We start from the raw sequence: 21,448 nt of genomic DNA, 5'->3' as shown, positions 1-21,448 counted from the left end.
CCGAAGGATTGACAAATTCTTCGGCTTTCTTTTTTGCGCTGAGTTCTTCCCGTCGATTCGCCAAGGGTTTATTGTAGTGATTCGGGATAGCTTTCTTCCAGATGGGCCAAATGGTTGGATCAATCAGATGGGTTGGAACATGAGATATCTCTCAGGATGGGGCGACGACGGCTGATATGAAAATTGTTGATGGGGATGTTCGCGGAAAAGATGCAGCACGCGGAAGGCGGGTGCTGAAGAAACTGCGGACTGCATTGGCAGGAGCTGGCTCGACCCTTTCAATTCTTGGTGCGACATGCTTCGCTGCCCATGCCAATGACCCGCTTGGCAAGATCAACACCCCCTTCGGTGTGGCATTCGGCACTTTCGAAGTTATCCAGTTTGCCATGTTCCTGGGCGCTATGGGTGCAGCCCTTTTGTCAGCCGGCTGGCTGATCCGCGAGCGCAGCCGCATCGCCAATGAAAACCGTCAGTTGCGTGACAAGGTTGCCGATCTTAATGTTGCCGTTCAGCGCAGCGAAGCTCTTCTCAATCTCAAAGATCAACGGGTCGTTGTCTGGGAAGGCAATTCCACGACGCCCAATCTCGTCGGCAGTCTGCCGCAGGAAATAGGCATTCCCGAAGACCGTTCTCTATTTCTGGCCTATGGGCGCTGGTTGCGCATTGATTCCGCGACGTTGCTTGATCGCTCCATCGAAGCCTTGCGTGGCAAGGCTCGTCCCTTTGATATTGTTGTTGAAACATCAAAGGGAACGCCGCTGGAAATCCAGGGTCGTACCTCCGGCAGCTATGCCATTGTTCGTTTCATCAGTCTTGGCGAAGCGCGCGCGACGCAGGCCTTGCTCAAAACGGAAAACTATCAGCTCAATGAATCGCTGACGACCTTGCGGGGCTTGCTGGAACAGCTGGAAATGCCCGCATGGAGCCGCGACAGGAGCGGCAAGCTCAATTGGGTTAATATGGCCTATGCCAAGGCTGTTGATGGCAATGATGTGAATATTGCCGTGGCGGAAGCCCGCGAGCTTTTCGGCGTTCAGGCGCGCGAGCGCATTGAGCGCGAAAAAGCTACGGCACAAGCCTTCCGAGACGAGCTTTCCACGGTTGTGGCTGGCAATCGCCATGTGTTCCGGGTCACGGATGTGGCCAGTAGTGCAGGCTCCGCCGGTCTTGCCAATGATGTGAGCGATATTGAACTGGTGCGTGAGGAGTTCAAGCGTACCGTCCTCAACCATTCCGATACGCTGGACCAGTTAAACTCTGCCGTCGCAATGTTCGATGCGAACAGGAAGCTGCAATTCTTCAATCAGGCATTCGCCAAGCTTTGGGGGCTGGAAACCGCATTGCTTGAAAGCCGGCCTGACAATGCCATGCTGCTGGACCGTTTCCGCAGCGATGGCACCTTGCCTGAGCAGCCGGATTGGCGCCGATGGAAGGAATCCATGCTTTCGGCCTACCATTCGGTCGAATCGCAGGAACATTTGTGGCATTTGACCGATGGCCGCACTTTGCGCGTTATTGTTAATCCGCAGCCAAAGGGTGGCGTGACCTGGGTCTTCGAGAACCTGACTGAAAAGCTTCAACTGGAAAGCCGGTACAATACGCTCATCAAGGTGCAGGGCCAGACACTGGACCATCTGGCTGAAGGTGTGGCCGTGTTTGGTTCCGACGGCAAGATCAGGCTGTCTAACCCGGCCTTTGCCTCGCTTTGGTCGCTGAAAGCCGAGCAGATCGCCGAGGGCATGCATATTTCGGCTATTCGCCGCCTGTGTGAGCCGGTTTCCAACACGGCGCAGTGGGAGAATTTCGTAACCACTGTCACGGGCTTTGACGACAAGCGGGAATCCCTGTCCGGCCATATTGAGCTGACAACCGGCAAGATTCTCTACTTTGCCTCCGCGCCTTTGCCGAGCGGCCAGACCATGCTGACATTTGTCGATGTAACGGATTCCGTACAGGTCGAACGTGCCCTGAAGGAAAAGAATGAGGCGCTGGAGCGCACGGACGAGCTGAAGAACGATTTCGTCCAGCATGTTTCTTACGAGCTGCGTTCCCCACTCACCAACATTATGGGTTTCACCGAACTCCTGCAGACGCCGATGACCGGGCCGCTCAATGAGCGCCAGCGCGATTATCTTGATCATATCGGCACGTCCTCTTCGGTTCTGTTGACCATCGTCAACGATATTCTCGACCTTGCTACCGTTGATGCCGGGATTATGGAGCTTGATATCAGTGACGTTTCCGTTGCCGATGCCGTCGCGACAGCCTCTGAAAAAGTGGCGGAGCGACTGAAGGAGCATAACATCCTGCTCGACACGCACATTGCCTCAGGTGCCGGTTCTTTCCGCGCCGATGCCAGCCGAGTCAAGCAGGTGCTTTCCAATCTCCTGAGCAATGCCGTCAATTATGCGCCGGAAGGCAGCACGATTACTTTGACCTGCAGGCGCGAGCCGGGCGAGATGATTTTCAGCGTACAGGACAATGGCCCCGGCATGCCTGACTATGTTCTCGACAGCATCTTCAAGCGCTTCCAGCCCTATCCCAATGGCGGGCGCAAGCGCGGTGCCGGTCTTGGACTGTCTATCGTCAAGGGTTTTGTGGAGTTGCATGGCGGCAAGGTCGACATCAGCAGTGCCGCTGGCAGGGGGACACTGGTGACATGCCGCTTCCCGCTGGAAGCGCGCACTTTCAGCATTGCTGCCGAATAAGGCGCCCATGACGTCTTTGATTATCCAGCTTGCAACGGCAGAAGATACGGAACGGCTTGGCCAGGATTTGGCGCTGGCGCTGGTCAAGGGCGATCTTGTTACCCTTTCTGGTGATCTCGGCGCAGGAAAGTCCACGCTTGCCCGTGGGCTCATCCGCACCATCGCCAATGATGGCACCTATGAAGTTCCAAGCCCCACCTTCACCATCGTGCAATCTTATCCGGAACTGCGTCTGCCGATCAGTCATGTGGATTTATACCGGCTCTCGTCCGGTGAAGAGATAGATGAGCTTGGACTTGATGAAGCGCTCGAAGACGGCGCGGTGCTGGTGGAATGGCCTGAGCGGGCTGATGATGCTCTGGCAAAGCCGACCATCCGTATCAATCTTCTCAATGATGGCGATGGCCGCAAGGCGGAAATTGAAGGTGAGGCTGCCTCGCTTGCAAGATTACAACGATCCCTTTCCATACGGACTTTTCTCGGTCGGGCGGGATATGCCACGGCTGACCGCCGCTATCTGCTCGGTGATGCTTCTGCACGCGGCTATGAAACGGTTGATACCGGCTGTGTGCGTCCGCTGATCCTGATGAACTCCCCCTATAATCCCGGTGGACCCATCCTGCGTGACGGCAAGACCTATATGCAGATTGCCCATCTTTCCCAGTCCGTCACAGCTTTCGTCGCAATCAATCAACTCCTGCGGTCGAATGGTTTCTACGTTCCGCAAATCATGTCTGATGATCTTGATAACGGTTTCCTGCTGCTGGAAAACCTTGGAAGTGAAGGCATCCTTGATGATAAAGGAGCGCCGATTGTCGAACGCTACGAGGCCTCTGTACGGCTGCTTGCACGGATGCATGAGCGTTCATGGGCGCGGGACATTGAGGTCGCCAAAAACCGCTCTCATCATGTCCATGATTTTGACCGCGATGCCATGATGATTGAGGTTGAACTTCTGTCTGACTGGTATGTTCGGCGCATGTCTGGTAAGCCGCTGACACCTGAACAGAAAGACGAATATGTCGGCGCCTGGGATATAGTATTTAGTCAGCTCACTAATTCTGAGAAAAGCCTTGTTCAACGGGATTTTCACTCGCCCAATATCCTTTGGCGCAGTGAGGCAACAGGCACGGACCGCGTTGGACTTATCGACTTTCAGGACGCGATGATCGGTCCATCCGCCTATGATGTCGCATCTCTGGTGCTTGATGCGCGTGTAACAATTGACCCCGCGCTCCAGAAACATCTGCTTGACGCGTATATTGAAGAACGGCGATCACGCGACGCATCATTCAACGAAGCCGCCTTTCTGCAGGCATTTTCAATTATGGCAGCGCAACGTAATGCCAAAATTCTCGGGATTTTTGTGCGGTTGGATGAACGCGACGGAAAACCCTATTACCTGAAACATCTTCCGCGCATTCAGACTTACCTTGCCAGCGCCCTTGTTCATCCGTCGCTGAAACCAGTGCGCGAGTGGTGCGAGAAGATGGGCATTCTTTCCCTGGAGCTGCAGTAAATGGCGATACCCGATACGGCAATGATCTTGGCGGCAGGGCTGGGCAAGCGTATGCGCCCCATCACGGATACAATACCTAAACCATTGGTAAAGATAGCCGGCAAATCATTGATCGACTGGGGTTTGGATTCACTGACCGCAGCAGGGGTTGGGCGAACGGTTGTCAATGTCCACTATTTGGCCGATCAGGTGGAATCGCATCTCAAATCGCGGCGAACACCAGCGATCACTGTGTCGGACGAGCGAGCCGAATTGCTTGATTCTGCAGGCGGGATCATCAAAGCTCTACCGCTGATTGGTTCGGAAGCGTTCTATATCCTCAATGCCGATACATTCTGGATCGAAGGATCTCGCCCTAACCTTGTTCGACTCGCCGAAGCATGGGATGCTTCGAAGATGGATATCCTTCTGATGATCGCGCGAATGGATCAGGCAACCGGCTATGAAGGGCGCGGGGATTTCACCGTGGCCGCTGATGGATCGTTGCAGCGGTTCCGCAACGATGATGCCTCACCCTATATCTATGGCGGCGCTGCGATCACCCATCCACGACTGTTTGCCGGAAAGACCGCGATTCGCTCCTCGCTCAACCGCTATTTTGACGAAGCCATTAGCGCCGGGCGGCTCTACGGGATGCCCATGCAGGGTCATTGGTTGACTGTCGGCACGCCCGAGGCGATCGGAGAGGCGGAAGCCGCGATTGCTGGTCTCGGGCAGGAGAGCCATGGTTGACCGTCACAGCCCCCGCATTTTTTCAATAGCGCCTGGAGAACCGTTTCTTCCCGCTCTGGTTGATGCGATCCTTTCTGGCAACCTTATTTCAGGCTTTCCCGTCAACCCTGCCGATCCGCTGGCTCTGGCCCGGGCGACCATCTATGTGCCGACCCGCCGCGCCGCGCGCACGCTGCGGTCATTGCTCGTCGAAAAGAGCCCGGTAAAATCCGCCATTCTGCCGGTCATTCGTCCCCTCGGCGATGTGGATGAAGATGCGGCCATGTTTGATATGGGATCGGATGCATTTTTCGATCTGCTTCCACCGGTCGGTTCCACCGAACGGCTCCTGCTGCTTGCACGCCTTGTTCGCCCATGGCGCGAACGCTTGCCGGAGCATGTTCGTGCCTTGTTCGGCAATGAGGATATTGCCATCCCCGCGACAACAGCGGATGCGATCTGGCTGGCGCGCGATCTGGCTGGACTCATGGATCAGGTGGAGACTGAAGCCAGCGGTTGGAGCACCCTATCCAATATCGTCTCGGAGGAGCTGCCGAACTGGTGGCAGGTCACACTGGACTTTCTCAATATCGTTACCAGCCTATGGCCGGAAATTCTCAACGAACGGCACCGCTCCAATCCGGCTGCGCATCGCAACCGCCTGATTGAGCTGGAAGCGGAGCGGCTTGTGCGTAGTCCTCCGGATGGCCCTGTTATAGCGGCCGGTTCTACCGGTTCGATTCCCGCCACGGCGCATCTGCTGGCAGCAATTGCAACTTTGCCACAAGGTGCCGTGGTTCTGCCGGGACTTGATCGTGACATGGATGATACAAGCTGGCAGGTCTTGGCGAATACAGAAGACAACCCTTCCATATTTGGACATCCGCAATTCGGTCTGAAGAAACTTCTGGGTGAGCTTGGTGTTCTTCGTCAGGATGTGGTTCGTCTTGGCGCAGTTGCGCCGCAGAAGCGGGCACGCGAGCACCTGCTCGCCGAAGCAATGCGCCCCGCTGAAACCAGCGAAGCATGGAGCACGATCGATCGGGACAGCAGTCAATTCTCTGCGGCGGTCGCTCCGGTTGCCCTGATTGAAGCCGCCAACGAGCGCGAGGAAGCGCTCGCCGTTGCCATTGCCCTGCGCGATGCCATTGAGTTGCCCGATAAAACGGCAGCGCTGATCACTGCCGATCGTGATCTCGCCCGGCGTGTTGCCAGCGAGCTTGCACGCTTCAACATTGCCGCCGATGATTCTGGTGGCCATGCCCTGCGTGAGACGCAGCCTGCAACGCTTTTGCGGCTGACCTTGGAAACGGTTTTCAACCCCGGCGATCCTGTCGTGTTGCTCGCCCTGCTCAAGCATCCGCTCACCCGGCTTGGCATGGACCGTAACGCAGTGCGTCAGGCCGCCGAAACAATTGAATTGATCGCGCTGCGTGGCGGCACCGGACGCGCCACTCTGGCCGGACTGGCGGAGTTCTTTGAACGACGTCTTGCTGAAGGCAGCGATTCTCCGTTTGAACCTGTCTGGTTGCGCCAGATCTCCGTCCAACGGATTGAAGCTGCCCGCATTGTCTGCGCGGCGCTTGGGAAATGCATGAATGAGCTTAACGCCTTCACGCAGATCGACGAGCCGGTCGGCATAACTGATATCATCAAGGCGACCATTGCCAGTCTCGAAAATCTCGTTCGCGATGACAGGGGTGATATTGGCGGGCTTTATTCGGGGGCTGCGGGTGAACAATTCGCCGCTTTCCTGCGCAATCTCGTTTCTGCTGATTCCGGCCTTGATTTCATGCCGGTTGAATGGCCGTCGATGATCGAAGCGCTGATGGCGGGTGAAGTGGTCAAGCCAAAGGCGGGGGCGCATCCGCGCCTGTTCATCTGGGGTGCGCTGGAAGCGCGTCTGCAGACAGTTGATACGGTTATCATTGGCGGATTGAATGAGGGTTCGTGGCCGGGCAAAACCCGCAATGATCCGTTCATGTCGCGGCCGATGAAATCCATCATCAATCTGGAGCCGCCGGAGCGGCGCACGGGCCTTGCGGCGCATGACTTCCAGATGGCGCTTGGCATGGAGCGGGTGATCCTTAGCCGGGCACAGCGCTCAGCCAATGCGCCAACCGTTGCTTCGCGCTGGTTGCAACGGCTTGAAACGGTATTGGGGAAGAAAGCCAGCGATGAGCTGGGCGCACGCGGTGCGCAATATCTGCATTGGGCGCGCGAGATTGATGACGCGCCGGATGAGGATTTTGTTAAACGTCCGGAGCCGAAGCCACCACTGGAAGCGAGACCCAGACATTTCTCCGTCACCGAAATCGAGACGTTGCGGCGCGATCCCTATGCGATCTTTGCCCGGCGCATCCTGCGTCTGCGCCCCATTGAGCCGCTGATCCGCGACCCTGACGCCGCGGAGCGCGGCTCGCTGTTTCATAATATTCTGGCCCATTTCACCGAGCAGGGTATCAATCCTGTTCAGGCCGATGCGGCGGCGCGCCTCTCGCAGATCGGGCGGCGCTATTTCGATGACATTGCCCTGCCGGAAGAAATTGATGCCGTGTGGTGGCCACGATTCCTCAGCGTTGTGCCGGAATTTCTGCAATGGGAACGGGAACGCGCGCCGCTGCTTGCCGAACGCCATCCGGAAATTGCATCGAAGAAAATTCCAGTCGAAGCAACTGGGGTCACGTTATCAGGCCGTGCTGACCGTGTTGATCTGATGAGCGATGGAACTGTTGAAATCATTGATTACAAGACGGGCTCCACGCCATCACGCAAACAGGCTCATGTGTTGCTCTCACCGCAACTGGCGTTGGAAGCAGCGCTTCTTGCGCGCGGCGCCTTTCATGAAGTCGGCGAGCGTCAAGCCTCGGATCTGCTCTATGTCCGCTTGCGTCCAAATGGCAGAGTTGATCCGGAGTCGATCCTCAAAGTTGGAACAGCGGCAAACAAGAGCGAGAAAACAGCGGCTGAACTGGGGGAGCTTTCCTGGCTGCGGCTGAATGAATTGCTGGTTGCCTACCAAGACCCGGATAAGGGCTATCTGTCGCGCGCATTGCCGTTCAAGGAAAGCGATCTGACCGGGGATTATGATCATCTCGCGCGCGTGCTGGAATGGTCGGCTGGCGGAGCCGATGACAGCGGGGAGGGCGGCGAATGAAAAAGCCGCTTAATATCCCGCATGAAACGATCACCGACCAGAACCGCGCCGCCAATCCTGTGGATTCGGTCTGGGTGTCAGCCAATGCGGGCTCCGGTAAGACCCATGTTCTCACCGAGCGCGTCATCCGGCTTCTGCTCGATGGTACTGATCCATCCAAAATATTGTGCCTGACCTATACCAAGGCCGCAGCTGCCGTCATGCAGAATCGCGTTTTTGCCCGGCTGTCAGACTGGGCGACGATGGAGGAAGCGGCGCTCGCCCAGACAATAGAGAAGATCGATGACAGGGGCCCAAGCCCGGCTCGCCTCGCACAGGCCCGGCGCCTGTTTGCTCGCGCACTGGAAACACCGGGCGGTCTAAAAATTCAGACCATTCACGCCTTCTGCGAAGCCATTCTGCATCAGTTTCCACTGGAAGCGAACATCGCCGGTCACTTCGAACTGATGGATGACATGATGCAGATGGCGCTCGTGGGTGAAGCCAGACGCCAGTTGCTGCAAACAGCGCGACTTGACGGCAATGTTGAACTCGCAACCGCCTTTGCAGATGTTCTGGATGCTGCCGGAGAATTCGGTCTGCAGGAACTGCTCGATGAAGCGGTCCATAAGCGCTACGACCTCACCCAGTTTATTCGCGAAGTCGGCCATGATGCACTGCGACGGCCACTATTTTTCGCCCAGTTTGGTTTCAACGGCGATGAGACCGAAGCTGATATCCTTTCAACGCTCTGGCCCGTTCCCGAATTCCCGCAGGGTGTGCTTGAAGACATCATGGCGGTGCCCAAAGGCGCCTCGCGTGCGCAGGAATTTGCCCTGCTGCTGCGTTTTGCCAAAGTAAATGAGCAGGTCGATCAACGTGAAGAGGTTCTGCAATCGGCTTTTCTGAAAGCTACGGGAGATCCCAAGAGCGGCAGCTATGTCGGATCGAAAGGCGTCACGGATCGCATTCCTGATTTTGTGGAGCGGTATGATCGGGCTGCGGACAGAGTTTTCAACGGCCTCGACCGGCTCAAGCAATTGCGGCAGATACGGCTCACCCTGTCGGCACTTGTCCTGATTGACGACTTGATCGGCCGTTATCAGCACATGAAGAGGGCGCGCGGTCTTCTCGATTTTGATGATCTGATTGTGCGCACGGTGACATTGCTGGCGCGGCAGGATGCCGGGCCATGGGTGCAGTACAAGCTCGACAAGGGCATTGATCATATTCTGGTCGATGAGGCGCAGGATACAAGCCCCAACCAGTGGCGGGTCATTCGCCTTTTGAGCGAAGAGTTCTTTTCCGGCAATACCGCGCGCAACATCCGCCGTACACTGTTTGCTGTCGGTGACGAAAAGCAGTCCATCTATTCCTTTCAGGGCGCTATCCCGGAGGATTTTGCCCGCCACGGCAGGACAACAGAGAGAAATGCCGATAATGCCGAGTTGAGTTTCTCCAAGGTCAATCTCAATTTCTCATTCCGTTCCGTTCCAGATGTGCTTTCTGCGGTTGATGAGGTTTTCAAACGGCCCGAAGCCAATCGCGGCTTTGGTGTTGATCATGGTGCGACTGTTCATACGGCGATCCGGTCCAACGATCCCGGCGAAGTCCAGATATGGGACATGCTCACACCTGAGACCGCGCAGCAGGAGGAAGATTGGCGAACGCCTGTCGATAGTCTTCCCGCACCGCCTGTTCGCCTTGCAGAACAGATCGCCAGGACGATTGATCTCTGGCTGAAGAACGGCGAAATCATTGAAGGCAAGAACCGGCGTTTGCAGGCGCGGGATATCATGGTGCTGGTGCGCAAGCGCGATCAATTCATGCCTGCCCTGTCGCGCGAGCTGAAGAAGCGTCAGGTACCGGTTGCCGGTGCTGACCGGTTGAAGCTGACAGATCATATTGCCGTCAAGGATTTGATGGCGCTTGGACGCTTTATGCTCCTGCCGTCGGATGATCTGTCTCTGGCAGCGCTTCTTAAAAGCCCTGTTTTCAAATGGGATGATGATCAGCTTTTCGATCTGGCCTATGGGCGCGCGGAGAATGAAACACTGCATCAGCGTCTGACGATCCGGGCGAAGAGCGATCCAGCATTGGCAGCCGTCGCCAAACGCCTGCAGGAATGGCGCAACCGCGCCGATACGGTGCCGGTGTTCGAGTTTTATGCCGACATTCTTGGCAATGGCGGCGCGCGCCGGGAACTGCTCGCCCGGCTTGGTCACGAGGCTGGCGACGTCATCGACGAATTCCAGAACTATGCAATTGCGACCGAGAAAACCGGCCTGCCCGGACTTCAGGCCTTTCTGGAAACGCTCGATGCGGCAACGCCGGAGATCAAGCGCGAACTTGATCAGAGCCGGGATGAAGTGCGCATCATGACCGTTCACGCTGCGAAGGGTCTGGAAGCTGCGGTGGTGTTTCTGGTTGATTCCGGCAGTTCCGCTTCGTCGGGCGGGCGAACACCCAATCTTCTATCTTTCCCGATGGAGGAAGAAGAGGGCTGGCAGGGTAAGGGGTTCCTCTTTGTCCCATCAAAATCCTACGCAACAGCCTTTACCGGATCTATCGTCGAAAACCTCAAGATCCGGTCGGAAGAGGAATATCGCCGTCTTCTCTATGTCGGGATGACCCGCGCGGAAGATCGCCTTATCGTCTGCGGTTATCGCGGCGCCAGACAATCTCCAGATACCTGGCATGGTCTTGTCGATGCGGCGCTGTCAGAACTGAGCGAACCATTTGAACATCCGGTAGGAGATATCGTTGCCAGACGCTATCGTAAGACGGCGCGCTCAAGCGTTCCGGTGGAGGAACCGGAGCCTCTTCCTTTAAGGCCGGTTCTGCCTTTTCCGAGTTCATACCGGTCGCCTATGGCGCGCGAAGCGGGGTTGCCACGTCCGCTCGCCCCGTCAGGCGTCTCCCTTCTGATCGAACCCGAGGAGGAGGAACCGCTGGTCACTGGTTCGCCGGTTCTTGGCTCGGATGGCACCGACCCGTCATTTGCGATCCGGCGTGGAACGGTCATTCACGCGCTGTTGCAAACCTTACCCAATCTGCCGGTTGATCAAAGGCTGGTTGCCGCCGAACGCTATCTCTCCCGCGCTGCCTTCGACTGGAAGCCGGAAGAAATCGAAAACGCCCTGCAATCGGCGTTCGGCGTTATGAATGATCCACAGTTTGCGCCCGTATTCGCGCCAGGTTCTCTGGCAGAAATCGCCATTATGGGAACCTTGCATTTGCGCGGCAAGGATCATGCGGTTTCAGGTGTTATCGACCGGCTCGCCGTGAGTGAAAGCCGCGTGCTGATTGTCGACTACAAGACCAATCGCCCCGCTCCGCGCACATTGGCGGACGTGCCTGACGCCTATGTGGCCCAGCTTGCACTCTACAGGCAGTTACTGGAGCCGCTTTATCCCGGAAAGAGTGTGGAAGCGGCCTTGCTGTTCACCGAAGGTCCCCATATCATCGATATACCAGTGAATGAGATGCAGGCCGCACTTGTCCGTCTCACCGCATCGTGAGATGAGCGAGCTTGACGCGGGTGGGTAGACTCACCACATGATGGGCAACATTCAATAACGTAATAAGGAAAAGCCGATGGCTACCGTCAAGATCGACACCAGCAATTTCCAGTCCGATGTGCTTCAGGCCGGTCAGCCTGTTGTTGTTGACTTCTGGGCCGAGTGGTGCGGCCCATGCAAGATGATCGCACCAGCCCTTGAAGAAATCGCTTCGGAGATGGAAGGCAAGGTCACGATCGCGAAAGTCAATATCGACGAGAATCCTGAACTTGCAGCCCAGTTTGGCGTGCGTTCCATTCCGACACTGCTCATGTTCAAGGACGGCGAACTGGCTGCCAATCTGGTTGGCGCTGCTCCCAAGAGCAAGCTCAGCGACTGGATTCGCAATTCAGCTGCATAAGCTGAAAGACGTTTGCTATTATCAAGCCCGGCCCTGTGCCGGGCTTTTTATTATTGCGGTGGTGTTCCGTTTTCTGACAGAACGTCACCAGCGAGATAGAGCGAACCACCGATAAGAATACGCGGAGCCGGTTCAGACTTGTCCCAACTGTCACGCAATATTTTCAGGGCGTTCTCGACGGAATGCACTGGCTCCGCAGAAAGCCCGGCTTCCGCTGCGGCAATCGCCAGCTCATCATGGGGAATACCGGAATCGCTGGAACGGATCGGCACCGTATAGACGTGCCGTGCCATGCCGGTGAAAGCAGCAAAATAACCAACCGGATCTTTCGTGTTGATCATGCCTGTTATCAAAAACAGCGGACGCGGGCTGCGATCTTCCAGCGAGGCGATTGCCTCGGCAATCACCATGCCTGCACCGGGGTTGTGACCACCGTCGAGCCATATCTCGGAACCCGGCACTGCCAGCTCGACCAGTTTGCCTTTGACGATGCGTTGCATGCGTGCCGGCCATTCGACCGTCGTCATGGCTGTTTCAATGGCATAATCGGGCAGGGTAAAGCCAGCTGTCTTGACTGCCTGAATTGCCGCCGCCGCATTCGACAGTTGATGGCGGCCAAGCAGGGCGGGCAAAGGCAGGTCCAGCAGGCCGGTATTGTCCTGATAGATCATTCGTCCGCGCTCTTCGAAGGCCAAAAAGTCCTGCCCATAGACAGCAAAGGGGCAATCCCGGCGCTCGGCTGTTTCAATCAGCACAATGCGCGCGGCTTCCTCTTCCTGCGCACCGATAACAACCGGGCAGCCCGATTTGATGATCCCGGCTTTTTCGGCGGCAATCAATTCCACACGATCGCCAAGATAGGGCTGATGATCAAGCGAGATCGGCATGATGACGCTGACGGCTGGTTCCGGGATGACATTGGTGGCATCGAAACGGCCGCCCAGACCAACCTCAAGGATCACCGCATCAGCAGGATGCTCAGAAAACAGCACGAATGTAACGGCTGTAAGTATTTCGAAGACCGTAATGGCTTGGCCCGCATTGGCTTCTTCGACCCGCATCAGCGCATCGGCAAACACAGCATCTTCAACCAGCTTGCCGCCACCCGGTGCGCCGAGCCTGTAGCGCTCGTGCCAATGAACGAGATGGGGCGATGTGTGAACGTGAACAGTATAACCGGCGGCTTCCAATAGTGCCCGCGAAAAGGCGACGCAGGAGCCTTTGCCATTGGTCCCCGCCACATGGATGACGGGAGGCATCTTCAGATGCGGATTGCCCAGCGTATCAAGCAGCCGCGTGACACGGCCCAGTGATAAATCAAAACCCTTGGGATGCAGCCCAAGCAGGCGCGCGATGATCGCCTCAGCCTTGGATGACATGGACAAAACCAATGGCAAAAGCCTCCAGAACCATCAAATGAATCAAGCTTCGGCTTCAATCGTTGCCGGTAGTGCGGCACCATTTGGCTTGGCTACGGGAACTTCCGTGGCTTTCTCGCCCATAAGCATCTTCAGAAGGCGGGCAATGGTGGCTTTAAGCTCGGTGCGCGGCACAACCATATCGATCATACCGTGTGCCTTCAGATATTCAGCGGTCTGGAAGCCTTCAGGCAGTTTTTCCCGGATGGTCTGTTCAATAACACGCTGTCCAGCAAAACCGATCAATGCGCCCGGTTCGGCAATATGGATATCACCAAGCATGGCATAGGAAGCGGTAACGCCGCCGGTGGTCGGGTTGGTGAGGACAACAATGTAGGGCAGACCCGCTTCTTTCAGCATTTCCACAGCAACGGTCGTGCGTGGCAGCTGCATCAGCGAAAGAATGCCTTCCTGCATACGCGCTCCACCTGATGCGGCAAACAGCACCAGTGGCCGTTTTTGCGCAATTGCCGTTTCGAATGCCTTGATGATTGCTTCACCCGCCGCCATGCCCAGTGATCCGCCGATGAAACTGAAATCCTGCACAGTCGCAACAATCGGCAGACCTTCAATCGTGCCGAGTGCGTTGATGATTGTATCTTCCACGCCTGATTTGGCGCGATGTTCCTTCAGGCGATCAATATAGCGCTTTTCATCACGGAACTTCAGCGGATCGGTTGCTACCTTTGGCTGTTCCAGCAATTCGTAGGCGCCGTCATCGAAAAAGTACCGCAGACGGTCCTTGGCACGAATGCGCATGTGGTGGCCAGACGATGGCACAACCCACTGGTTCTTTTCCAGATCGGTATGGAAGACCATTTCGCCAGAAACCGGATCTTTGATCCAGAGGTTTTCGGGCATTTCACGGCGACCAAGCATCGAATTGATCTTCGGCCGGACGTAATTTGTGATCCAGTTCATGATCGGTCCTGTTCTTTCGTCGATATTGTGATTTAGGGCTTCTATTCCGCCGCTGCAAGGCGCACGGCACGCACGCCGCTGGAAAGTCCCTGCACCATCGTGGCGACGGCTTCTGCCGGATCGGCGACAAGCGAGCCATCCGGACGGATTGTATTGGCGACCGCATTGACGATTGCTGTGCCGACGACAACGCCGTCAGCCGCCATGCCAATGACCTTGGCCTGTTCTGCAGTCTTGACACCAAAGCCGACAACAACAGGCAGATCCGTGTGTTCCTTGATGCGCTTGACCGCATCCGCAACTTTGCTCGTATCGGGCAGGGCGGAGCCGGTGATACCGTTCATCGAGACATAATAAACGAAACCGGATGTGTTCTGCAGCACTTTGGGCAGGCGCTTTTCATCGGTCGTCGGTGTTGCCAGACGAATGAAATTGATGCCGGCCTTGATGGCAGGAATGCACAGTTCCGCATCCATCTCAGGTGGCAGATCGACGATGATCAGGCCGTCAATGCCAGACGCTACCGCATCGGCGAGGAAGCGGTCGACGCCATAGATATAGATCGGATTGTAGTAGCCCATCAGAACGATCGGTGTGGTGTTGTCGCTCTCGCGGAAACTGGCGGCCAGCGCAAGGGTTTTTGTCAGCGACATGCCCTTTTTCAGCGCACGCAGACCTGCGGCCTGAATGGCTGGACCATCGGCCATCGGATCGGAAAAGGGAACGCCGAGTTCGATGATGTCAGAACCGGAGCCGGGCAGCGCCTTCATGATTTTCAGCGAAGTGTCAAAATCCGGATCGCCGCCCATGAAATAGGTCACGAGTGCCGGACGTCCGTCAGCCTTCAGCGCAGCAAATTTTCTGTCGATACGGCTAGCCATGCTTAAATCTCCATACCCATCAATTTGCCAACCGTATGCACGTCCTTGTCGCCGCGACCTGACAGGTTGACGATCATGATTTTGTCCTGCGCCATATCAGGCGCGATCTTCACGGCCTGCGCAATGGCGTGGGCGGATTCAAGCGCCGGGATAATGCCTTCAACGCGCGTCGTCAGCTGGAAAGCGTCCAGAGCTTCGTCATCAAGGATTGGCATATAGGAAACCCGGCCCGTGTCGCGCAGCCATGAATGCTCAGGGCCGACACCGGGGTAATCGAGACCGGCGGAAACCGAGTGGCCGTCGAGAATCTGACCATCCTTGTTCTGCAGGAGATAGGTGCGGTTGCCGTGCAGGACACCGGGCCGTCCAGCACTCATCGAAGCGCAATGTTCTTCACCATCAAGGCCACGGCCACCGGCTTCAACGCCGATGATCTCGACGCTCTTATCGTCAAGGAAAGCATGGAACAGGCCAATGGCGTTTGAACCACCGCCGACGGCAGCGATGATCGTGTCGGGCAGGCGGCCCTCGCGCTCCAATATCTGCTCGCGGGCTTCTTCGCCAATCACCGACTGGAAATCGCGTACCAGTTCCGGATAGGGATGTGGACCTGCGGCGGTACCGATCAGGTAATAGGTGTCGTCCACGTTCGACACCCAGTCGCGCAGGGCCTCATTCATGGCATCTTTCAGCGTGCCGTGACCTGACGCAACCGGCTTCACTTCTGCGCCGAGCAATTTCATGCGGAAGACATTGGGTGCCTGCCGTTCCACGTCTGTGGCGCCCATATAAACAACGCAGGGAAGACCGAACCGCGCCGAGACAGTCGCAGAGGCAACACCATGCTGGCCAGCACCGGTTTCGGCAATGATGCGGGTCTTGCCCATGCGCTTGGCAAGCAGGATCTGGCCGAGGCAATTGTTGATCTTGTGGCTGCCGGTGTGGTTGAGATCTTCACGCTTGAAGTAGATTTTTGCGCCGCCATCAAGACCCTTGTCTTTGGCAAGCTGGCGGACATGTTTGGTCAGGCCTTCGGCATAATAGAGTTTTGAAGGGCGTCCGGCATAATTGGTCGACAGTTCCCGCAGTTCAGCCTTGAAAGCCGGATCGTTTTTGGCGTCGTCATAGGCCTGCTGCAATTCAAGGATCAGTGGCATCAGGGTTTCGGCAACAAAGCGTCCGCCGAAAATACCAAACATGCCCTCTTCGTCAGGGCCTGTCTTGAATGAATTGGGTTCAACCGCCTTGTCCACCATTCCGCTCCGTTTGTTCAGGCTGCGTCTGCGCTTTTGGCAGCGCGCACAGCCCGGAAAAATTCTCTGATCAGGCTAACATCTTTTACGCCGGGCGCGGACTCGACACCTGACGAAATATCGACACCGCGCGCATTCGTCGCTTCCAGCGCCTCGGCAACATTGCCAGCGTTGAGGCCTCCGGAAAGCATGTAATCAATGGAGGCGTCAAAGCCGCTAAGGATCTGCCAATCGAAAGACACACCATTTCCGCCCGGAAGTTCCGATCCTTTGGGTGGCTTGGCATCGAACAGAAACCGGTCAGCTATACCGATATAGGGGGTAATCGCGTCAAGATCGCGGCGTTCGCGCAGCGCAAGTGCCCTTATAACGGGCAATCCGTAGCGTTGTTTTACCTCGGCAACCCGCGCGGGACTCTCGTCGCCGTGCAGTTGCAGCATATCAGGCTTCATCTCGGCAACGATCACATCGAGTGTCGCGTCATCCGCATTCACGGTTACAGCAACCGCCTTGGCACGGCCTTGTGCTGCTTGGCGCAGGCGGCCTGCGGTCTGCGGATCAATATTGCGCGGGCTTTTACCAAAGAAGATGAAACCGATATGAGACGCACCTTCATCAAGCGCTGCCGCAACCGCATCCTCGGTCTTCAAACCGCATATTTTGATATCAAGGCTCATAATCGGTGCCAGTGCCATGAAAACACGCAGGAGTCGAGTGTTTTGCTTGGTTTATGGTTGGTGGTGCAGGTTCGTGGTTGTTATGTCGAACCACGAACCACCGCTTTGCAAAGCTGCAGCTCTAAAGATGGTGGTCATAGCCTGCTTTGACAAGAAAATCGAAGGCATCTGCGACAGACACAGGGATTGATTGCGGAATCTGAAAGCCTTTGGCCGGATAATCGATCATACGTTTGATGTCGCCGACCATTTCATGGATCAGTTTGTCGCGCGGATAGGTAGGAATTGGCTGCTGTTCGAAATTGATAAACGGCGCAGTGATGTCCGCGTGAACCTCGGGCCACTGCGCTCTCACGGTTGCAAATGCCCGGCGCTGCGTCTGCGGCTTGGTCACAATGATGATCCGCTTCATGGCATCGCCTGCCATCGCCCGGGCAAACCGGATATTCTCGCCAATATTGGTGGCGTTTGGCTCAATGATGATGGCTTTGGCGGGAACGCCAGCTTCTCTGGCGCGCTCAGCGAAGGCTTCAGCCTCTGACGTTTTGTAAAGATGGTTCGTCCAATTGCCAGCCTTGCCGGTAAACAGGATTTTCGGCGCCAATCCCTGATGAAACAATTCAGCGCAGCGATCTGCAACACGCAAATCATAGCTGCCCAATCCGACAATGAGATCGGCTGGCGCAAGCGGATCATAGATAAGATGGAAATCCCACAGAATGCGGGACGCCGTTTCGATATCAAGTGCGACAGCGCCGGGCATCAACTGAAATCAATCGCCTGCAAGGCACTGCCATTGCGTTTGAGCCAAGCCTTGCACCGTTCGGTATCGGGGCAGAGTTCGCCGCAGAGTTTCCAGAATTTTGGCCCGTGATTCATCTCTTTCAGGTGTGCCACTTCATGGGCAACGAGATAATCGATGATTGGCGGCGGTGCCATCATGATGCGCCATGAAAAAGAGAGTGTTCCATCTGACGTGCAAGAGCCCCAGCGGCTCTTGGTATCTTTAAGCCGAATGACCTTGGCACGCCGCCCGACCGTTGCCGTATGCCGGGCCACAAGCATATCGAGATCGTGCCGCGCCTCCCGCTTGAGAAAATCGCCTACACGGCGGGCGAGATGCGGCCGGTCTCCATGAACGATCAGCCGTGGCCCTTCAGCACCGTTTTCCTGCTGGACTGTCCCGCGCTTGCCTGGTTCATGCACGATAAGATGGGGGACACCGCGGATCGGGATTTTGACACCGGGCCGCACTTTCGGCTGATCCGGCATTTTGGCAATGCGGGTTTCGATCCAGCCCTCATGGCGCGCAAGAAATTTTTCGACCTCGCGCGCCGGCATTCCCGGAGGCACAGTAATCCGCAAACCCTTGCCGCCCGCATCGATACGCAGGGTTAGCCGTGTTGCTCGGGGATTCTCCATCACGCGCAAGGGCAGAACACGACCGGCAACCTCGTAGCTCCGCTCGACTTTCAGCGTCGCGGATTTTTTCGGCGGGCTTTTGAACAGAGACAGGATCATGGGCAGGACTTTAATTGATTCGGGTGAAAGCCGTGAGACAAAACAGAGGCGGCGCCGGAAGGCTCCGACGCCGCTTTAGCAGTGAGGTGCGGGCAGGACTGGAGGGAACCGCCCGCAGAGTGGTTATTCCTCTTCGGCGTCGGTAACGCCCGGCACTGATTTGCGCGATGACGGCTTTTTCGGCGCGGCATTGCGCTCGGCCATGAAGCGATCAAACTCTTCCCGGTCCTTGGCACGGCGCAGTTCGCTCGCATAGTCTTCGAACTCGGCACGCATCTCTTCGAGCTTGCGACGCTCTTCAGCGAGGCGCTCAAGTTCTTTCTCACGCCATTCGTCAAAGGCAACATTGCCTGTGCCAAAGGAACCACGTCCGAAAGATGGGCCATTGCCGCGGCGGAATGCGCCACAGAAGCCGTCGGTGGCGCGATTAACGTCACGCTTGAAGCCATCCAGCCGGTTACCCCAAAGGATATAGGCGAGCATGGCGAAACCAAGCGGCCAGAACAGCATGAAACCAATAACCATCAAAGCGATGGTCGCAGGGGTCCAGCCTGGCCGGATCAAAGCAGCAGTGTTCATAAAACCTCTTCCTTCTCACGAAAGCCCGACCCCGATTGGTCGATTGAATACGACATGGGAGACCGATTGCGGCTTTTCAAGAAATCGTGAGCGGGAATGCGATAAGGGTTTGAAATCAGATATGTTTCTTTGCGTGATCGAAGGCAACGACAAGCAGGCCGGCAACCAGCGCCCAGAAGGCCGCGCCAATTCCGGCAATCGAAATGCCCGATGCCGTCACCGCAAAGGTCACAACAGCGGCAAGCCGCTCTGTCTCATTCTTGAGAGCAATGGTCAGCGCATTGGCAAAGGCGCCGATAAGGGCAAGACCGGCAACGAGTGCAATCAATGGGGCAGGCAGGACAGCAAAGAGTGCCACCAGTGAAGCGCCGAAAATTGCCAGTATCAGATATGAGAGTGCGTAGAAAGGTCCCGTCAGCCAGCGTTGCGCTGGGTCTGGATGGGCGTCCGGTCCCGTGCAGATTGCCGCAGAAATCGCCGCCATATTGCTGGTATGCGCACCGAACGGCGCGGTGAGCAGCGAGATGAATCCTGTGACCTGCAATGCCGCTGATGTTGGCGGCTCGTAACCGGCAGCGCGCAGAACCGCGAAGCCCGGCAAATTCTGCGATGCCATGGTGACAAGGTAGAGGGGAAGGGCAATACCGATGATCGCTGTGGTATCGAACACCGGCATGATGAGCGTGAGGGTCGAAAGGCCGATATCCGGCACAGTGGCAACGCGGCCGCTTGCAAAAGCAAATAGAATTCCACCAAAAAGCACCGCGAGCACCGCCATTGCCGGGCTGAACAGGCGGATAACGAAGAAGAGCAATATTAGCGGCAATACAAACAGCGGATCGACGGGAATTGTTCGCGCTGCGCCGGTAAGGAAGGCAAAGAGAACACCCGCAAGCATGCCTGAAGCAATCGATGCGGGGATTTTGGAGACGAGACCCGAGACCGGCTTGACCAATCCCGTGATGATGATGGCGATCGCCGTGACAATGAAGGCGCCAACACCCTGTTGCATGGTAAAGCCGGTGCTTGCCCCGATCAGCGCCAGACCCGGTGTCGACCACGCGGTGATGATAGGCATTTTGTAACGCCAGCTCAGATAACCCGTGCCGGCAAACATGGCGAGACAGAGCGCCGTCACCCAGCTTGCAGTCTCTGCCTGTGTCGCTCCAAGCGCATTTGCAGCCGCGATGATCAGCGCGAGCGTTCCGCCAAAACCAACGATGGCAGCGACGACAGCAGAAGCAATCACAGAGGAGCGCATGGGTGAAACCTGTTTCGGAAGAGACTTACCCGAGTGGCGGGCGGGGCTTTGAGTGTTCGACCATGGATGCCACGGTGCGGGTGAGAAGCTCGAGATCCTGTGGACGTGACAGACGATGATCGCCATCACGCACCAGCGTAATCGTCACATCGTCAACCGGCAAGTGATCAACCAGCCGCAGAGCGTGTGTATAGGGAACATCCTTGTCCTCCATGCCCTGCAGGATGTGGACAGGGCAATCGGTCTGGATAACACCTTTGAGAACCTGATTGGCCTTGCCATCGTCAAGCAGGGCTTTGGTGTAAGTATAGGGTTCGGGCGAATATTCGGAGGGCTCTTCCATATAGCCACGCTCGGCAAGCTGGCGACGCTGATCCTGTGTCAGGCTCGGCTCGACCAGTTCAGACGTGAAGTCGGGGGCAGGTGCAATCAGAACCAGCCCGGCGATACGCTCACGCTCGCCAGCCTTTTGCAGTTCCTCGATCATACGCAGAGCGATCCATCCACCCATGGACGATCCCACGAGAATTTGCGGACCGGATGAAAACTGCCTGAACACCGCAAGGCTCTGTTCAAGCCAGAGTGATATCGTGCCGTCACGAAATTCCCCGCCCGACTCGCCATGGGCGGAATAGTCATGGCGCAGGAATGCATGGTCATTGGCCTCCGCCCATTGATCCAGCCACTCCGCCTTGCTGCCGCGCATGTCAGAACGGTACCCGCCGAGCCAGACAATACCCGGCTGACGTCCCTCGCGGTGGCGCAGGGCGATCCTGATTTCATTGACAGTAAGGAATTCCGGCTGATGAGCCGTCATCTGTGAGTCTCCTCGGTGAGCCGCGTGCTTTTGCCATGCAATGGCGGATCAATAAAGCCGTCAAACAGCAATCTTCATTGTATAGAATGTGAATATTCCTATATCTGAACCGGATGATTTATCCG

General features: G+C 56.5%; 16 protein-coding genes. 6 read left to right on the top strand and 10 right to left on the bottom strand.

What is annotated here, in order from left to right; genetic code table 11:
- Nucleotides 1-176: 176 nt before the first annotated feature.
- From FHW17_RS03110 to trxA, 6 genes are all read left to right on the top strand, one after another.
- Nucleotides 177-2,708, top strand: a complete 2,532-nt coding sequence (locus FHW17_RS03110) for a PAS domain-containing sensor histidine kinase (RefSeq protein ID WP_112522749.1) — start codon at nucleotides 177-179, stop codon at nucleotides 2,706-2,708.
- Between the two features lie 7 nt (nucleotides 2,709-2,715).
- Nucleotides 2,716-4,227, top strand: coding sequence for a tRNA (adenosine(37)-N6)-threonylcarbamoyltransferase complex ATPase subunit type 1 TsaE (gene tsaE / locus FHW17_RS03105; RefSeq protein ID WP_182509190.1), 1,512 nt, complete (start codon nucleotides 2,716-2,718; stop codon nucleotides 4,225-4,227).
- Nucleotides 4,228-4,959 (top strand): nucleotidyltransferase family protein, encoded by a 732-nt coding sequence (locus tag FHW17_RS03100; protein WP_182509189.1) that lies wholly within the window; start codon nucleotides 4,228-4,230, stop codon nucleotides 4,957-4,959.
- Nucleotides 4,952-8,095 carry a double-strand break repair protein AddB gene (gene addB, locus FHW17_RS03095; protein WP_182509188.1) on the top strand — a complete coding sequence of 1,048 codons (3,144 nt, stop codon included), beginning with the start codon at nucleotides 4,952-4,954 and terminating at the stop codon, nucleotides 8,093-8,095. Before FHW17_RS03100 ends, addB begins: the two co-directional genes overlap by 8 nt.
- Nucleotides 8,092-11,595: a double-strand break repair helicase AddA gene (gene addA / locus FHW17_RS03090; RefSeq protein ID WP_182509187.1), complete on the top strand. Its 3,504-nt coding sequence runs from the start codon at nucleotides 8,092-8,094 to the stop codon at nucleotides 11,593-11,595. Before addB ends, addA begins: the two co-directional genes overlap by 4 nt.
- A gap of 76 nt (nucleotides 11,596-11,671) precedes the next feature.
- Nucleotides 11,672-11,995, top strand: a complete 324-nt coding sequence (trxA, locus tag FHW17_RS03085; RefSeq protein ID WP_091879310.1) for a thioredoxin — start codon at nucleotides 11,672-11,674, stop codon at nucleotides 11,993-11,995.
- Between the two features lie 50 nt (nucleotides 11,996-12,045).
- Here trxA and FHW17_RS03080 read toward each other — a convergent pair whose 3' ends face one another.
- The 10 genes from FHW17_RS03080 to FHW17_RS03035 form a co-directional block, all read right to left on the bottom strand.
- Nucleotides 12,046-13,374, bottom strand: a complete 1,329-nt coding sequence (locus FHW17_RS03080) for a folylpolyglutamate synthase/dihydrofolate synthase family protein (RefSeq protein ID WP_182509186.1) — start codon at nucleotides 13,372-13,374, stop codon at nucleotides 12,046-12,048.
- 42 nt (nucleotides 13,375-13,416) lie between these two features.
- Nucleotides 13,417-14,334: an acetyl-CoA carboxylase, carboxyltransferase subunit beta gene (gene accD, locus FHW17_RS03075; RefSeq protein WP_112522744.1), complete on the bottom strand. Its 918-nt coding sequence runs from the start codon at nucleotides 14,332-14,334 to the stop codon at nucleotides 13,417-13,419.
- 41 nt (nucleotides 14,335-14,375) lie between these two features.
- Entirely contained in the window at nucleotides 14,376-15,215 is an 840-nt protein-coding gene (gene trpA, locus FHW17_RS03070; protein WP_112522743.1) for a tryptophan synthase subunit alpha, read from the bottom strand.
- Nucleotides 15,216-15,217: 2 nt separating this feature from the next.
- Nucleotides 15,218-16,468, bottom strand: a complete 1,251-nt coding sequence (trpB, locus tag FHW17_RS03065; RefSeq protein ID WP_112523094.1) for a tryptophan synthase subunit beta — start codon at nucleotides 16,466-16,468, stop codon at nucleotides 15,218-15,220.
- A gap of 17 nt (nucleotides 16,469-16,485) precedes the next feature.
- Nucleotides 16,486-17,145 (bottom strand): phosphoribosylanthranilate isomerase, encoded by a 660-nt coding sequence (locus tag FHW17_RS03060; RefSeq protein WP_182509185.1) that lies wholly within the window; start codon nucleotides 17,143-17,145, stop codon nucleotides 16,486-16,488.
- A 121-nt stretch (nucleotides 17,146-17,266) separates the two neighbouring features.
- The gene (locus tag FHW17_RS03055) at nucleotides 17,267-17,908 is read right to left on the bottom strand and encodes a YdcF family protein (RefSeq protein ID WP_112522742.1); all 642 of its coding nucleotides are present in this window, start codon (nucleotides 17,906-17,908) and stop codon (nucleotides 17,267-17,269) included.
- Entirely contained in the window at nucleotides 17,908-18,666 is a 759-nt protein-coding gene (locus FHW17_RS03050; RefSeq protein ID WP_112522741.1) for a M48 family metallopeptidase, read from the bottom strand. Before FHW17_RS03050 ends, FHW17_RS03055 begins: the two co-directional genes overlap by 1 nt.
- 123 nt (nucleotides 18,667-18,789) lie before the next feature.
- A complete protein-coding gene (locus tag FHW17_RS03045) occupies nucleotides 18,790-19,245 on the bottom strand; it encodes a DUF2852 domain-containing protein (RefSeq protein WP_112522740.1) in 456 nt (151 codons plus the stop codon).
- A gap of 115 nt (nucleotides 19,246-19,360) precedes the next feature.
- Nucleotides 19,361-20,506, bottom strand: coding sequence for a benzoate/H(+) symporter BenE family transporter (locus tag FHW17_RS03040; RefSeq protein WP_112522739.1), 1,146 nt, complete (start codon nucleotides 20,504-20,506; stop codon nucleotides 19,361-19,363).
- 25 nt (nucleotides 20,507-20,531) lie between these two features.
- A complete protein-coding gene (locus tag FHW17_RS03035; protein ID WP_112522738.1) occupies nucleotides 20,532-21,323 on the bottom strand; it encodes an alpha/beta hydrolase in 792 nt (263 codons plus the stop codon).
- Nucleotides 21,324-21,448 lie beyond the last annotated feature (125 nt).

This window comes from Phyllobacterium sp. P30BS-XVII, from assembly GCF_014138335.1.
In the GTDB taxonomy this organism is placed as follows: Bacteria; Pseudomonadota; Alphaproteobacteria; order Rhizobiales; family Rhizobiaceae; genus Phyllobacterium; species Phyllobacterium meliloti.
The sequence above is the reverse complement of the archived record's forward strand: the minus strand, read 5'-3'. Positions and strand labels throughout refer to the sequence as shown.